Origin of the sequence: Enterococcus sp. 7E2_DIV0204, from assembly GCF_002140855.1 — a bacterium.
In the GTDB taxonomy this organism is placed as follows: domain Bacteria; phylum Bacillota; class Bacilli; order Lactobacillales; family Enterococcaceae; genus Enterococcus_L; species Enterococcus_L lemimoniae.
In genome coordinates this window covers 1621555-1637112 of the sequence record NZ_NGKY01000001.1, presented here as the reverse complement: position 1 = coordinate 1637112, position 15558 = coordinate 1621555, and the positions used below count along the sequence as shown (strand labels likewise).

The following is a 15558-nucleotide window of genomic DNA, read 5'->3' as shown; positions in this document are numbered from 1 at the left end:
GTATCTTTAGGAATTTGAACTACTTGAGTTTCAGCAGAAAATGTATCTTTATTATTATATAACCAAATATTTTCTTTCGTTACTAATCTTTGAGCCGTTGTTATATAGTCATTAATATTATCTGGTAATTTGACAAAATAATTTTTATTTGCTGACAAGTATCCTTCTTTGGTTACTAGTCTAGGATACCCCGTTGAACTATATTCAATTCTTACAACATCAACCATTTCATCTTTCTTAATTTCTCTAGATTGTGTCGCAGCCGAAAATGTATCCTTATTATTATATACCCAAGAATTTACCTTAGCAGCTACTTTTTTAGGATTGACAGTAAAATAGTTAGTCAAATCAATTGGTGGTAATGTTGCACTCATATCTTTAAAATGAATGTATCCATCTACAACATTTTTATTAATCCAACGTGAATTATAGTTTCCATTATAATCATAGTTGTATTCTTCAATGAGAACTCTATTCCCATCTACAGCTGCTACCCAAGCAACATGATATTTAGCATTCCAGTAAGCTACAGAACCACGCTTTGGATTCATATCAACTTTATACCCTTGTATTTTTGCATTATTTCCCCATTGATTAGCGTTCCAATCCAATCCATCTCTTCTTATATCAAATTTGTTAACTACACTTAATCGATTTGCTACAAACGAAGTACAATATCTCGTAGCCATTTTCCAATTATCATTAGTTGCTCCCAAAGGAAGATTTTTCCATTTTGCTGGATAATCATCTCCAATGATGGTATCGGCTGCACTGACAGCCTTTGGCTGCCAAACGCTGCTTATGCTTAAAAGCATCATAACTAAAATCCCCAATAATATTTTTTTCTTTTTTTTCATTTAATAACTTCCTTTCTTATAGTAAGTAAAAATAACGTTATAATTTATAACGTTATTTTTACTATATCATTTATCCGTAAATAAAGGAAGAAGGAAAATAAGAATTGTTATATTACACTTCTATAATCCAAGTTTTTTGAAAATAGTATATTCATTTAACCAGCGATTTCTGTTGAACAGGTAGAAATCTTGATTTTTCGGCATTCCCTATCTGTTCAATAAAGTGTCATCATTTTCTGCACACTTAATTTAGACTAAACAATGAATGCTTTTCCTTACCGCCATTTATCGAGGCGAAAATACCACCATTTAAAAAGGAAATTAACAAAGGATAATTGAGCATTATCCTTCTTGTCCTAAAAACGAATGTTTATGGGAATCGCATATTTAAAAGAATCTGACTAAACGTGCTTGTGTCTGATTCCATTCTTTACATGCAGAATTTAAAAAAACGCGATCTCGCCATAACTACTAAAGATCGCGTTTTAATGTATATTTAGTTATACTCATACAGCTTAGTTTAATGCATTCTGTCTGATTTTTAGTTACTGTTTTCTCACGATAGTTTTAATAAATCGTTAGCTCTTCTTTAGTTAATGACTGAAATTCAAATACTATTGGGGTCATTCTTTGTTTCATTTCTTCATACTGCACGAAGTAATCTTCTAATTGCAATTTAGTCACTTTCACTTGAGTAAATATTCCTTTCAACAGGAGAACATGCTCTGTTTCTAAATTAAAAATACAAACTGATCCTCGAGGATTTGCTTTTAGACAAGAGGCAATTAAATCTTCTTCTTCCATACAAAATAGCATTGAATAAGTATTCAGCTTCCGACAGGGTTTCCAAAAGGCTTGAACCTCTGGAAATCTCATCGCATTTGTTGTCATAATCACGACCAACTCATTACAGGTATTTTCTTTTTTTCTTCTGTTTGACATAGTAATCTCCCCTTTTCATTAAGTTAAGATTAATTTATCAAACATCATCTTTTAAAACATCAATTACGCTCTTTAATTTATATATTTGAACAACTCTATTGAGCATTAGTAATCATTTGTCACTTTTCAATTTAAATGACCAAATTTCTTTCGACTTATTTGGCACAATAGGCGAATGCCCTTCAGTAAATAGCCGTTCTTCTAAATGTAATATTAGTTTGTGCCATTTATCAATATAAAATCTATGCCATTTAAAAAGAAAAATGGCAGCACCTAAATTTTATATAATAAACGTGGATCGTATATATCAAATAGATTACAACCAATTAATGTAGTTAATGTGGGTTCGAATCCTACCCCTACCATATGCCAGACACTACTATTTGGTTAGACTTCATTCTGGCTTTAATTTCCAGTTACGTATATGATTTGTTAAAGGAAGAAATTATAATGAATGTTTTTAATCTAGCTTTACCTGTACTTTTACTTTTCTTCTGCGGAGCGGTAGGGTAGCCAAATAGGAAAAGGCGTGGTGGAAGCAGAAGAAAAGTATTTTTTTCTTGAATTAACATAATAAATCTAAAAAAAGTAGTTTACCTATTTGATTTAAGCTACTTTTTTATTTACACCAAAAACCGTCGTTTCAAGTTCTTCGCTATACAAAAACAAATCTAACGTTTTCCAAAATAAAACAATTACAGCATAAACTAAAGTATATTTCACATCAAACTTATCCAACATGCTGCTTAGCCAAACAGTTACTTGATTCCAACATTCAATAGTTTAATGAAAGTTTATCCGCAATACATAGAAAAAAACTTTATTTTCTCTTTATTTCTTAATCAACAAAGGACAGAAAGCGTCAGAGCTAAATCATAAACCGATTTAGTTCTGACGCTTCTTTTCTGTTTATTCAACCTCAACTTTTGACCGCCACGAAGTTCCACAACGATCAACGATTTCATTCAATGTTTCGATATTCTCTTTCCCTTGGGTGACAAACCAGTCACGGCCAGCTGCTTCTCCTTTAGCTGCAAATGGTTTTACCCCTTCACGCCAAGTTGCACGTCCACAAAGGACACCGTTAAACTTAGAACCAGCTTCTTTAGCAAATTCCAGTGTTTCCTGAAATAACTTTGTCGAAACACCTGCACTAAGAAAAATGAATGGCAGTTCAGTTAATTCGCTTTGTTTTTTGAAATAACCTAACGCTTCTTTTTTGCTATATACCACTTCATTTTCAGCAAAGCCTTCTACATAGTTCATATTTACTGGGACTTCCATTTTCAAAACATCAATATGATATTGCGGTTTAGAAAATTCAATCATTGACTCTAATACTTTATGAGGCTTTACTCTGGCAAATGCCGCAGAATTTGCATCAATAATTTCAGTATCATAGGTGACGATTTCTACAAAAAGCGGGATATCTTCTCCGAGGCATTCACTGCCTAAACGTTCTACAAAAACATGCTTCAACTTATTGATTGCAGCCGGTTCGTCTGGATCATAATAAAGTAAAAACTTGATTGCATCAGCACCCGCTTCTTTCAAACGTGAAACTGACCAACTCTCTAATAAATCTGGCATTCTACCTGGTATTGTTGTATCATATCCAGTCTTTTCATAAGCTAATAGCAAGCCACAGTTTTCATCACGTACTTTGGTTGCTGGCAACCCGTATTCTGGATCAAGCAGAATCGCTGAAGCGTAGGGTGTCAGCTCTTGTGAAGCGACTTGTTTGAACTCGACAATTTCTTCTCCTGTTGCCATTGTACTAGCAGCGGCAATCATTTTTTTCAGCGAACCTCGTTGATCGATTGCCAAAGCTTCGATCAATCCTTTTTCATTTGATAAACGATTTAAAGCATCCATTTTTGCTTGACTGATTTTGATCATCGTAACGACTCCTTTGCTCTTTTTAAGGAAATACTTCTCTTACTCTTGAGTATACTCTCTAGCATTTATAAAGACAAAGGAGATGATAATGAAACTTTATAAGACAACTTTAAATAAAATGAAGAATTCCTTCTTGACCTGATACCCGTTTCATACTTTATAGTGAAAAAAAGACAGGAGGTATCAAATTATGATGAATGGGATGCTTGAATTAACTGATCGTTTAGGACTGGATTATTATTTTGTTTCTTTAACAACGGAGAAGAGCTCACTTGTCATTCGGAGTTTGAATAACTATTGCAAACCGATCGATAAAGCAGTAGAATTGGCTGAAATAGAAGGTTTGACGTTTGGAGCAGAAGGCGAGCTTGATTTCATTTGTTTTGATTATGAAAAAGAGCATTATCGCTTTATTGATTATGGTAATCACTTGCTCCCTTTTTTAAGCAGCATCTTGCGTCCGATCAGCGTTAGTTACTAATTTTGAAAGGAGTCATCTATGGCAAATATACGTGATATTGCCAAGCTTTCAGGCTATTCAGTCACGACTGTTTCACGAGTTTTGAATAATCATCCTTACGTCTCTGAGGAAAAACGAACGAAAGTCTTGAAGATCATGCATGATCTTGACTATATCCCAAATGCTAAAGCCCGTGATTTAAGTAGTGGAAAATCAACTCATATCGCGGTGATGATTCCTTATGCTAATCATCCTTATTCTGAAAAAATCGTCAGCGGTATTTTAGGCGCCGCATTCAAGGAAGGATACAAAGTAACCTTACTGCCTACAAATTATGATCCGAATATCGAGAAGCAATATTTAGATGAATTAGCTGCAAAAGCTTGGGATGGTATGATCATTACCTCAAAAAAAGTATCATTTGAAACGATTGCACGTTATTTAAAATACGCACCGATCATTTGTTGTGAAGATACTGATGACTTTCCAATTTCTTGTGTGTCCATCAAACGTGAAGAATCATATATCGATCTATTTACTAGTTTAAAAAAACAAGGTCATTCAAAGATTGCCTTAACTGTTGGACGATCAGAAACGATTAGTGCCAGTACTGCTTTAGTACTTGAGACCTATCAAACGATCATAGGAAAGTTGGATGAGGTGATGATCGTTAGAAATTGCCGCTCTTTTGAAGATGGTGTAAACGCAGGCATTCATTTTTCTAAGATAAAAGAACTTGATGTGATCGTGACTAATGGCGACGACGTTGCAGCTGGTGTCTTACAGCACATTGACCAAGAAAACGTACAAGTTATTGGTGAAGAAAACTTATTATCTAGTCAACTGCTCGGTTTTTCTACTATTGATCATCATTTAGATCAATGTGGTGCGGCTGCCTTTCACTTGCTATTTGAAAAATCGAACCAGAGTATAGCAATCCCCTATACTTTTATTCAGCGGATATAGGAGTTCCTACCAGCTGAATAATAAAAAAAACGATACTATACAGCTAGGACAGAAGTTTTTTTACTTCTGTCCCACACCTATAGTATCTTTTTTTTCGTTAAATCATCTTTTATGATACGTTAATGCTTGCTCAATGCAGAAAGTTAGTTCATTGATTGGTAATTCTGTTTCTGGATCAAGAACAATTGCTCGATTCTTGGAAAATTCAAAAATATCACTAAACAATGCTCTGAATTCTTCCACCAACGTTGTTTGACAATGAAAGAAAATCGCAATCTTTTCAGCACCAAAGCGATCGAGCCGGATCGGACTGCCTGATTTACTGACTCTTGTCGCATAAGATGGCTGCTGCCACTTCAAACTTTCTTCTAGCTCACCGACACTAGCCAGTCCTGCAGCGGTATTAAAAATCAACTCTCTTATCTGTAGTAATGGTTTACGATATTCCTTTGGATACTGTTCAAAAACCTTTGCTACATTTATATCAATAATCTCTTTCATTCAATCCCTCTTTTTAGAACTAGTATTTTTTAATTGGAATCCATAATTCACACCGGTAATCCTCGGATTCCATGTTCCCCATTGGATAAAGTTCTACTCTAGGTAGCTCAGTATTCTCAACCAGTCCATTATTGTTCCAAGGTGCGCTCATTTGCATTTTTGATTTCATCAAGGTATTCGGTTCAAACGGTTGCTTGTCATCCACGGCTGTAACACCTGCTGAAATTGCACCCACACATTCAACTACTGCCCAGTCTGATACTGGAAACTGGATAAGATCTAAACTATCCATCTTAATATCTCTAGGCTTTACACTTGTGCCAATCAGATAGTTAAATGATTCTCGTTGTGCTTTGTTGCTATCAGAAATGCCAAGTAAACATTGAATAGTTCCATCTGTTACAGACATCAACTGATTCATTTTGTTTTCTGTTAAATTTGACCAAAAATGTGATATTTCATAAAAATTTTCATTTTTTTCGATTTTCGGCATTTCTTGTAAATATCCACCAACTGCAAAAGCTGCTTTTTCTTCGATTTTATAATTCATAGTTTCATCTCCATTTACGTGATGACTATAAATTAACATGAGAATGATGACAACATCATGTCATCATTTTTTAAATCACAGATCAGCTGAAGTAAAAACTTCTGATACGTCATCATCTTCTTCTAGTTTATCGATCAAAATTTGTAGTTGCTCTTGTTGCTCAGCCTCAAGTTCGACCAACGTTTGAGGAACCATTGTTAATTCCGCTTGAGCTAAATTATATCCGTCTTTTTCTAAAACATCGCGAACTGCAGTAAAATCTTCCGGTGCTGTATAAATTTCAAATACTTCTTCTGAGGTTTCTAAATCCTCCGCTCCTGCTTCCAACACATTTTCAAACATTGTATCTTCATCCACAGAAAGACCTGAACGCTCGATCGCAATATAGCCTTTACGATCAAACATATAGCTGACCGAACCCGTTTCCCCTAAAGAACCACCATTTCTAGTAAATGCGACTCGGACATTGGTTCCAGTCCGATTGCGATTATCTGTCAAGGCATAGACTAAAATCGCCACACCAGCTGGTCCATAGCCTTCATACGTAATCTCATCATAATGCTCATTTTCACCTGTACTGCTAGCCTTTTTGATTGCACGATCGATATTATCATTAGGCATATTAGCTGCTTTTGCTTTATCCATCACCAGTCTTAAAGCCGCATTCGTCGCTGGATCAGCCCCTCCTGCTTTAGCTGCCATATAAATTTCCCTTGATAACTTTTGAAAAATCTTCCCCCGTTTAGCATCCTGCGCATTTTTCCGACCTTGAATATTCTTCCATTTACTGTGACCTGCCATTATTTCTCCTCCTAATTTAAAAGCGGAACAAATCGTTTGATTTTGTAGAAAATTAGGAAATTGACATTGAAACGTTCTTTGTTTCACTGACAATTTATCTATTTTCCTAAGGATTGATTTGTGCAGCTAGATAATTTAAAAGCGTAGCGGGCTCGTTTAGCCTCGACTGAAAAATAGAAAAAATTGACTGTGACGCTTTTTGTCACATTCCATTTTTATCTTTTTTCCGAGAGGCTAGCCCGCGTAGCTAGATAACATTAAAAGCTGAAAGAGCTTGGTCAGCCCTGACAGGAAAATAGGAAAAATTGAGGGTGGCGCTCTTTGCCATAATCAATTTTTATCTTTTTCCCGAGAGGCTAGCCCGTGTAGCTAGACATCCAGTTAGTTACCTTCCATTTTACTATGCTTCTTAATAGTTGCAACCCTTACTCTCATTTATATGATTCAAATCCTATTTAAACAAATCAAGGGAAGACAATACCTTTCAGCAATTGCCTTCCCTTATTTATCTATAGTACTATGCAATAATATCTAGACGAAGCTCTACACCACTTAATACTGCCATTTCACCAGTTTTGAATGGAATCGTACATTCTTCTTGTTCACCGCTTAATAACTGGATATTGATGCATCCTGTATCCGGAAAAACTCGGTAAGCCAACATACCTAAGCTAGCTATTGTTGCAGTATCTCTAGTTTTGACTTGGTTGATAGTCAAAATCTCCATATTCAATCACTCCTTCTTTTTTATTATAGAAGGATTTCTTTCGTTTGGCTACAATAGCGGTACAACAGATTCTGGTAATTCTTGCTGTTTGATTTCTTCCCAGTACAAAACATTCTGCCCTTTGACTTCTAATTTTAGGAACTTGCCTGGTGACAGCTGTTTTCCAAATGAAATATATTCCAGTTTTCTTGTGTACCCATTTTTGTTATAACAAGTTTGAATATAAGTAAAATTTTCTATCTTACTGACAGCATCTGGATATTTCCCCTCATACTTAGCTGTCGTCTTAGTATATAGTGTATCATTTTTAACGAATGGGTTTAGACGATCGATCACAGCTGCAGCAGTTGATGTATTATTGTATGTATAAATTCTAAGGCCAATAACGCTGAGTATCAAAATAATAATCGTTGCGAATATGGATTTACAGAAACGTTTCATACTGTTTTTCTCCTTCTCTTTTTATCGGTCGTTTCACTCACTTTCCTTATCATAGTTTTTTTACTATTAATTTTCATCCAGCTTGAGACTGATTTTTAGAATAAAATGATAAAAATACCGACTGGATTACTCTAGTCGGTAGGTGGTCTTACTATTTGTTCTTCCTTCAGAGCCCAACTTCTTCTATTTCTTCTTCATCTTTTTGATACCTATCACAATTAGGCAAAGTAATACTGCAGTTAATGCACCAATAGAATCTAACATCACGTCCTGAAATAACGGGGTCCGTCCACCTGTCAACATTTGATGATATTCATCCAAGCCAGCATAACCAGTTGCGGTAAGCCATGCTACAACGCCGATTAAAAGAGGCTGCTTGATTTTCATGTTCAATCCGATAAACCAGCTGCCACCCAATAAAAAGTATGTACCAAAATGAGCACCCTTACGAATAAAAAATTCTATAAACTTAGCATACCCCATTGCTTGAACACTTACTTCACTACCAGCATAACTAAATGAAATTCCTTTCAGCTGTTCTTTAAATGGATGATTGCTTAATAAATTATCCAATAACCCCACTTGTGATTGTTGTTCATATGTTTGGGAAGAGCTATAGAATAATACTGCCATGATCAAAAACGCTACAACTATATAAAAATTACTATTTTTTAACTGTTTTTTCAAATCGTCACCTCTTTTCTTTTATTATAGTAGACTTTTTAAACAAAATAAACAATCACTCAATTTTTCTTATGATATACTAAAAGAAATGAATTTAAGAAAGAAGGAATCGAGTATGACTTATTCACTTATTTGGGATCTAGATAGTATCTTCCCTGGTGGCAGCCACTCTGTGGAATTAGAACAACGATTAACACAACTGAAAGAACAAAGCGCCAGCTATCATCAATTGATCGAGCAATGGACACCAGAAAACGATGCAGATTATCAAAAATTACAAGAGATTTTAGCTTTACATGAAAAAATTTCAGACGGATTTTCACAATGTGGTAGTTTTATCAACGCATTATCTTCAGCTGACACAAAAGACAAGAAAGCCAAAATTTTAGCTGGAGATCTTTTCTCACAATTACCTGCAATTCAGTTAGCAGAAACTATTTTCACAAAAAAATTGACAGAAATTTCTGATGAACATTGGCAAGCATTAATCAGTCTACCTGTTTTTGACTCCATTGCTTTTCGCTTAGGTGAGATTCGTCGTGATGGCATGCAACTCCTATCTGAGCAAGAAGAAAATATCATCAACACCTTATCCTTAGATGGGCTAAATGCTTGGAGCAGCCACTATGATACCATTGTAGCTAGTATTCTGATTCCATTTAAAGAAGGCGATCAAACAACATTACTTTCAGCCGGCCAAGCCTTTAACCGTATGATGAGTGATCCTAACCCAGAAGTCCGTGAAGCACTGTTTATTGCGTGGGAAAAAGCTTGGAGTGACAAAGCACCCTTGTTAGCAGATACATTGAATCATTTAGATGGTTTCCGTTTGAGTGACTACAAACTACATGGTGTGACGGATTTCTTAGAAAAACCATTAAACTATAACCGGATGCAAAAAGAAACCTTAGATGTGATGTGGGCAACCATTCAAAAAAATAAACAACCATTCATCGACTTCTTAACTCGTAAAGCACAGTTATTCGGGAAAGACAAAATGGATTGGCAAGATCAAGATGCGCCGATCATCTTAGGTGACTTAAAAGAAAAAAGCTACAGTTTTGATGAAGCAGCAGCATTTATCTTAGAAAACTTTGAAAAATTTAGTCCAGCCATGGCAACTTTTGCGAAAGGTGCTTTTGAAAAGAGTTGGATCGAAGCCGAAGATCGTCCAGATAAACGCCCAGGTGGCTATTGTACGGAACTTCCCGAAACAAAAGAATCTAGAATCTTTATGACTTTTGGAAATTCGATCAATGAAGTTGCAACATTAGCACACGAGTTAGGTCATGCGTTCCACAGCAGCGTGATGTGGGATCTCCCTGCACTTGACCGAGAATATGCAATGAACGTTGCTGAAACAGCTAGTACGTTTGCAGAATTGATTGTAGCAGATGCTACCTTGAAAAAAGCAGAGACACCAGAGGAAAAAATAAATTTATTGGATATCAAAATGCAAAATGCCATTGCCATGTTTATGAATATCCATTCTCGTTTTATTTTTGAAAATAATTTTTATGAAGCACGTCAAAATGGACTTTTAAGTGAAGATGAAATCACCGAACTAATGCTAGAAGCACAAAAAGAAAGTTATCAAGATAGTTTGGGATCTTACCATCCTCATTTCTGGGCAAGTAAACTTCATTTCTTTATTGATGATGTTCCATTTTATAATTTCCCTTATACATTTGGCTATTTGTTTAGTATGGGGATCTACGCTTATGCAAATCAACAAGGTAGCGGTTTTGAAGATCAATATATCGCGTTACTTCGAGATACAGCATCCATGACTTCTGAAGATTTGGCTAAAAAACATTTAGATGTAGACCTAACAAAACCTGATTTTTGGCAAGCTGGGATCGATCAAGTAATTAAAGATGTAAATGAATTTTTAGAGTTGACTGAAGATTATATTAAATAAAAATAGAAAGAACTCAGTTCAAGGTAGAAAATACTTTGAATCGAGTTCTTTCTATTTCTTTTTACAAAAAAAAGAACCAGACATCAGTCTGATTCTTAAATTATTAGATTTAATTTGATTACATGCGTACAGCGAAACTTGGTGTGAATGAACCAACATTGCTGTACTCAACGCCTGTACTTTCGTTACCAGCGTGGATATAACCGCCACCACCTGTAGCAATCGCTACATGGTAAGAAGCACCTGGGCTACCCCAGAAGTATAAATCTCCTGCTTGAGCTTCGCCTACAGAGATACGTGTACCAGCACTTTCTTGTGCAACTGTATAACCACCAACGTTGCGGCCAGTTGAATTCATAAATGCATAGTAGACTAAACCAGAACAGTCAAAGCTATTTGGACCTTTAGCACCCCATACATATGGTTTACCAACTTGTGCTGCTGCGATAGAAATTGCAGAACCGCCAGTTGATGGTGGTAGTGGAGTTGGGTCTGGGATTGGATCTGGTTTAACAGGATCTGGAGTTGGTGTCGGATCAACTGTTCCGTCGCCTCCACCGTTATTATTAACAGCAGGTGTTACCACTTCAGTATTGTTATTATTTGTTGAGCTACCAATAGTTGCTGATTCTTCAGTTGATGAAGCAGTTGTAGTACTTGGTTTTGTTGCTTTAGCAGCTGCAGCTTCTTCAGAAGCTTTTTTAGCATTTGCTGCTACTACTTTTGCTTGTTCTGCAATACGTGCTTGTTCTGCAATTGCAGCATCTTTTTCTTTTACTAAGCTAGCTTTTTGATCTTCAGCAGTTGCTCTTTCAGCAGCCAATGTTGTTTGTAATACATTCAAATCAGCTTCTGCTTTAACAAGATCGCCTTTTTGAGCTTCAAGTTCTACTTGATTATCTTGTAATTCTTGTAATTTTTCTTCATTTTCAGTTTTCTTTGTTTCTACTGCTTTTTTATCTTCTTGTTGTTGTTTCACTAAGTTATTGTTTGCATTAACAATCGTAGACATAGCTGTTACACGAGTAATAGCATCAGATACTGATTTTGCGTTCAATAATGCATCCATGTAGCTTGAGCTACCGCCATTAACTTGTACGTCACGTGCTTGGTTTTGGATAGCAACTTCACGTTTTTCAATACGTTTTGTTAATTGTGTAATTTCTTTTTCTAAGTTAGTCGATGTTGTTCTTAATTTGCCTTGTTCAGCTAATAAAGTTTCTGCTTTTTCATTAATAGAAGCTACTTGATCTTGTACCGCAGCCACTTGACTTTGAGCGTCAGCTTCTTTAGATTTCAATCCTGAAATCGCTTGGTCTTTTTGTTGAATTTTTGAATCCACTTCATCTGCTGATGCGATTGCTGGTAATGCTACAGATGTAAGAACTAATGAGCAAGTCATTAATAATGGCAATATACTTTTCTTCACTATTCATTCCTCCGACTTTTTACTTATCATATAATGGTTCATCTTTTGAGTAATTTTCATTCTAATATTGACAACGAAATCATTGTATCATAATCACATGTCATACATATAAAAATAATGTTACAGGAGTATTTCATTTTTGAAAGTTAAACATGACGACTGAAATAGAGACTATTTATACCCTATGTACTTACTAAAACAATTCTTTCAACTCTATTTCTGATTGATTCAACGATCTGTGATCAAAAAAGATATGAACAACTACACCGATTCTTATACCTTACTTTATTAGACAATATAATACAAATAATCCTCATCGACAAAACTAAAAATGGTTTTGTCGATGAGGATGTTTTTTTAATTGGTTTATCCTGGGAAACGCCAGACAACTGCTCTAAAGTTTGCAGCATATGGACTTGGTGTCCAACCTGTAGTTGTCGATACATAACCTGATCCTGCTGGGTTATTTGATTCCACAATTTGAACTGAACTGCCGTTAACACCAACGACTAGAACTGTATGAACACCATCTAACCATGCATCTGGACTAAGTGCGTTCTCGTATTGAACCACATCTCCAACTTGAACATCAGACCATGATACCTGAACTGCACCTGATTGTGTATACCCACTATGCGGGCCACCTGGTGAGAATCTGACACCGGCTGCATTCAGCCAATTTTGTACAGCTACGATACATTCACCACTTTGTCCCCAACCTGTTGGGTTTGTCTGACCAACAGCATTCAAGGCAATTTGAGCCGCTCTTTTCTTCGCTTCTGACACGCCGCCGGTCCCAATGCTACTACCGCCGCCAGTGTTATTATCGCTAGGTTTTTCAGGTGTTGGTGCAACAGGTGTTGTACTTGTTGTTCCATTTTCTTCTACAACATTTGTTTTGGCAAGACCTGGATTTGATGCTTGTGCTTCTGCAAGTTTTACAGCGGCTTCAGCTTCAGCTTTTCTTTGCGCTTCTGCTTGTTTTACTTGTTTTGCTTGCTCTTCTTCTAGTTTCTTTTGAGCAGCTGCTTTTTGTTCAACGTATTCAGATTTTTTGCCTTCTTCTGTTGAACGTTGCGCTTCTAAATCATTTTTTGCAATCTCTTGCTCAATTTTTAAAGTATCTAACGAAGCTTGCTTATCTGTTAATTCTTTTGTTGAAGTTTCTAGAACAGAAATTTGTGTTTCAACGGTTTTAGTCTTTTTCTCTACTTCTTTTTTATCAGAGTTTTGTTGCTCTAATAGATCATTGTTGGCTTTAACCAATGTAGAAATCCCTTGTACACGACTAATTGCATCTGAAATTGATTCAGAATTAAGAATAACGTCTAAATAACTAGTACTCGTTCCACTAACCTGAACATCGCGAGCTTGGTTACGCATTTGAACTTCTCTTTTTTGAATACGAACATTTAAATCAGAAATTTCACCATATAATGTTGTGATTTCATCTTTAAGTGTTTTTTTCTTATCGGTCAATTCATCGATTTTTGTTGCTGTACTCAACATGTCAGCTTCGATTGCGGCTAGTTTAGTTGCAGCTTCTGATTCTTTCGTTTTTAGTCCGTTGATGATTTCATCTTGTTGTTCGATCTTTGTATCATAGTCATCTGCCACTGCAGCTATTGGCAAAGCAGCTGCGCTAAGAGTAATCGAACAGACCATCAATGCTGATAATATACTTTTTTTCACGCTTAAGTCCTCCGGTGTTTACTTTTATGTATTTTATAATTGCTGAGTATTGTTTCAGTCATAGTTTCATTGACAACGAGCTAATTGTACCATAGCAGTATGACATACAGATAAACAGGATATTACAAAATTGTTTCATGTAAGCTAATTAAATAACGCTTGTAACTAGCGCCAATCCGGTTTAACTATAGGTTTTACTAGTAAAGACTGTAATATTACACTCTAACTCCAGCTATAGAAAAAAGACTATTCATTCGCGAATAATCTCTTTAATGGATAAGAAAAAATAACAAATATCAACATATTAAAAAGTAAGGTTGGTCCTAAAACTTTTGTGATAAATAATAGTGGAGCAACGTTTGATAGATGAAAAACAATTTGAAGTCCTACTGCAATTAGTTCATACGTCGTTACAAAAATAATCATTCCGAAAAACGCAGTTAGTAAATTCGTATGAACTACTCTCTGGAAACGATACATCATCATAACAGTTGCTGCTAGTGCTACTGTATAAATCCCTATAATGCCAATATAATAACTATCACAGATCATACCCAAGACTAACGTCGTAATCAACAGGTAACGTTTCGATAAATTGGGAACTGCCATCAAAAATGCTAATAACATAAGATGCGCATTCGCAAAATAGACGTTATCCGTTAAATTTATGGCAGCCTGAGTCAATTGACCATCAATCAGCATAAGCAAAAAGAAAACCACAGGCGCATAGTATCTAACATTTTCTTTACGTATCATTTATTCATCATTCCCCCGCTCCAGCTAGTCGCTTGATGATCGTCACAACGGGAATCCCATACATATCAGCATAAGGTTTAACATACACTTCACGGTCTAGGCCATAGCTATCTGGTTTAACTTTTTGAACCACACCAACTGGCAAGTTTGCTGGAGAGTTTTGACCCAACCCAGATGTTTGAACGATATCGCCTTCTTTGATATCCATATCTCCTACTAATTGACTGATGATCAACGTATTTTCCTTATCATCATAATTCTTCAATAATCCATAAGAATCGCCTTTTTCAGAATTGATTTGGACTGGGAAATGATTTGAATTTTGATTTTTAGACGTTAATAGTTCTACTTTCGATGACGTCGCATTGACTTCAACGACACGTCCAATCAACCCTTTTTGCGCCATCACGGCCATATTCGGCTCGATCCCATCATTTGATCCACGATCAACAATCAGGAGATCTTGCCACATATCAGGAGAACGTGACACAACAGTTGCTGTCACTTTTTCATAATTGCCTAACGTCTCGTTTAACGCTAATTCTTTCTTCAACGTTTCATTTTCTTTTTTTAAATTATCATTTTGAATCGATAACTCACCATAACCATCAATCCGCTCTTTTAAGCGCACATTTTCATCATACGTGTTAAATAATGTACTGATCGATGAGACTCCGCTACCGATCACATTCGCTGGAAATGAAATGACCTTATCGACAAAACTTACACTGTCGTTGACTGCAGATTGACCTAGATTGCTCTTCCCATCGTTTGCTCTATGAGCTGCGGTCAAACTGATGATAGTAACCACGATGATCACTACGATTAACGTGATAATTATATTTTTATTTGGATTAAATTTTTTCACATCGACACCCCGAATAATCTTTAGACTGATAGCAATAATTTTACCACTAATTAGAAGCAAACAA

At 35.8% G+C, this 15558-nt stretch carries 16 protein-coding genes; 3 read left to right on the top strand and 13 right to left on the bottom strand.

What is annotated here, in order from left to right; genetic code table 11:
* From A5819_RS07595 to lacD, 3 genes are all read right to left on the bottom strand, one after another.
* The coding region (locus A5819_RS07595; protein ID WP_139843554.1) for a DUF5776 domain-containing protein at positions 1–857 on the bottom strand (857 nt) is incomplete at its 3' end.
* A gap of 567 nt (positions 858–1424) precedes the next feature.
* Positions 1425–1799 carry a hypothetical protein gene (locus A5819_RS07590; RefSeq protein ID WP_086278103.1) on the bottom strand — a complete coding sequence of 125 codons (375 nt, stop codon included), beginning with the start codon at positions 1797–1799 and terminating at the stop codon, positions 1425–1427.
* 909 nt (positions 1800–2708) lie between these two features.
* Entirely contained in the window at positions 2709–3698 is a 990-nt protein-coding gene (gene lacD / locus A5819_RS07585; protein ID WP_086278101.1) for a tagatose-bisphosphate aldolase, read from the bottom strand.
* Between the two features lie 190 nt (positions 3699–3888).
* On the opposite strand from lacD, the gene A5819_RS07580 reads away from it, so the two are divergent.
* Both A5819_RS07580 and A5819_RS07575 read left to right on the top strand, forming a co-directional pair.
* Positions 3889–4179, top strand: coding sequence for a hypothetical protein (locus tag A5819_RS07580; RefSeq protein ID WP_086278099.1), 291 nt, complete (start codon positions 3889–3891; stop codon positions 4177–4179).
* Between the two features lie 18 nt (positions 4180–4197).
* Positions 4198–5124 carry a LacI family DNA-binding transcriptional regulator gene (locus A5819_RS07575; protein WP_086278097.1) on the top strand — a complete coding sequence of 309 codons (927 nt, stop codon included), beginning with the start codon at positions 4198–4200 and terminating at the stop codon, positions 5122–5124.
* A 102-nt stretch (positions 5125–5226) separates the two neighbouring features.
* Here the strand turns inward: A5819_RS07575 and A5819_RS07570 are convergent, their stop codons facing one another.
* From A5819_RS07570 to A5819_RS07545, 6 genes are all read right to left on the bottom strand, one after another.
* Positions 5227–5625, bottom strand: a complete 399-nt coding sequence (locus A5819_RS07570) for a DUF1801 domain-containing protein (protein ID WP_086278094.1) — start codon at positions 5623–5625, stop codon at positions 5227–5229.
* 19 nt (positions 5626–5644) lie between these two features.
* On the bottom strand, positions 5645–6175 hold the full coding sequence (locus A5819_RS07565; RefSeq protein WP_086278092.1) for a GyrI-like domain-containing protein: 531 nt from the start codon (positions 6173–6175) through the stop codon (positions 5645–5647).
* 75 nt (positions 6176–6250) lie between these two features.
* Positions 6251–6976: a YebC/PmpR family DNA-binding transcriptional regulator gene (locus A5819_RS07560; RefSeq protein WP_086278090.1), complete on the bottom strand. Its 726-nt coding sequence runs from the start codon at positions 6974–6976 to the stop codon at positions 6251–6253.
* Positions 6977–7493: 517 nt separating this feature from the next.
* The gene (locus A5819_RS07555; protein WP_086278088.1) at positions 7494–7703 is read right to left on the bottom strand and encodes a hypothetical protein; all 210 of its coding nucleotides are present in this window, start codon (positions 7701–7703) and stop codon (positions 7494–7496) included.
* 48 nt (positions 7704–7751) lie between these two features.
* Positions 7752–8144, bottom strand: coding sequence for a YxeA family protein (locus A5819_RS07550; protein ID WP_086278087.1), 393 nt, complete (start codon positions 8142–8144; stop codon positions 7752–7754).
* 183 nt (positions 8145–8327) lie between these two features.
* On the bottom strand, positions 8328–8831 hold the full coding sequence (locus A5819_RS07545) for a VanZ family protein (protein ID WP_086278086.1): 504 nt from the start codon (positions 8829–8831) through the stop codon (positions 8328–8330).
* A gap of 112 nt (positions 8832–8943) precedes the next feature.
* On the opposite strand from A5819_RS07545, the gene A5819_RS07540 reads away from it, so the two are divergent.
* Positions 8944–10749, top strand: a complete 1806-nt coding sequence (locus A5819_RS07540) for a M3 family oligoendopeptidase (protein WP_086278085.1) — start codon at positions 8944–8946, stop codon at positions 10747–10749.
* A gap of 118 nt (positions 10750–10867) precedes the next feature.
* On the opposite strand, the gene A5819_RS07535 is transcribed toward A5819_RS07540, so the two are convergent.
* The 4 genes from A5819_RS07535 to mreC all read right to left on the bottom strand — a co-directional run bounded on the left by A5819_RS07535 (position 10868) and on the right by mreC (position 15494).
* Entirely contained in the window at positions 10868–12178 is a 1311-nt protein-coding gene (locus A5819_RS07535) for an NlpC/P60 family protein (protein ID WP_086278084.1), read from the bottom strand.
* A gap of 366 nt (positions 12179–12544) precedes the next feature.
* Positions 12545–13870, bottom strand: a complete 1326-nt coding sequence (locus A5819_RS07530) for a CHAP domain-containing protein (protein WP_086278082.1) — start codon at positions 13868–13870, stop codon at positions 12545–12547.
* 246 nt (positions 13871–14116) lie between these two features.
* Entirely contained in the window at positions 14117–14626 is a 510-nt protein-coding gene (gene mreD / locus A5819_RS07525) for a rod shape-determining protein MreD (RefSeq protein WP_086278079.1), read from the bottom strand.
* Between the two features lie 7 nt (positions 14627–14633).
* Positions 14634–15494 (bottom strand): rod shape-determining protein MreC, encoded by an 861-nt coding sequence (gene mreC, locus A5819_RS07520; RefSeq protein WP_176271382.1) that lies wholly within the window; start codon positions 15492–15494, stop codon positions 14634–14636.
* Positions 15495–15558 lie beyond the last annotated feature (64 nt).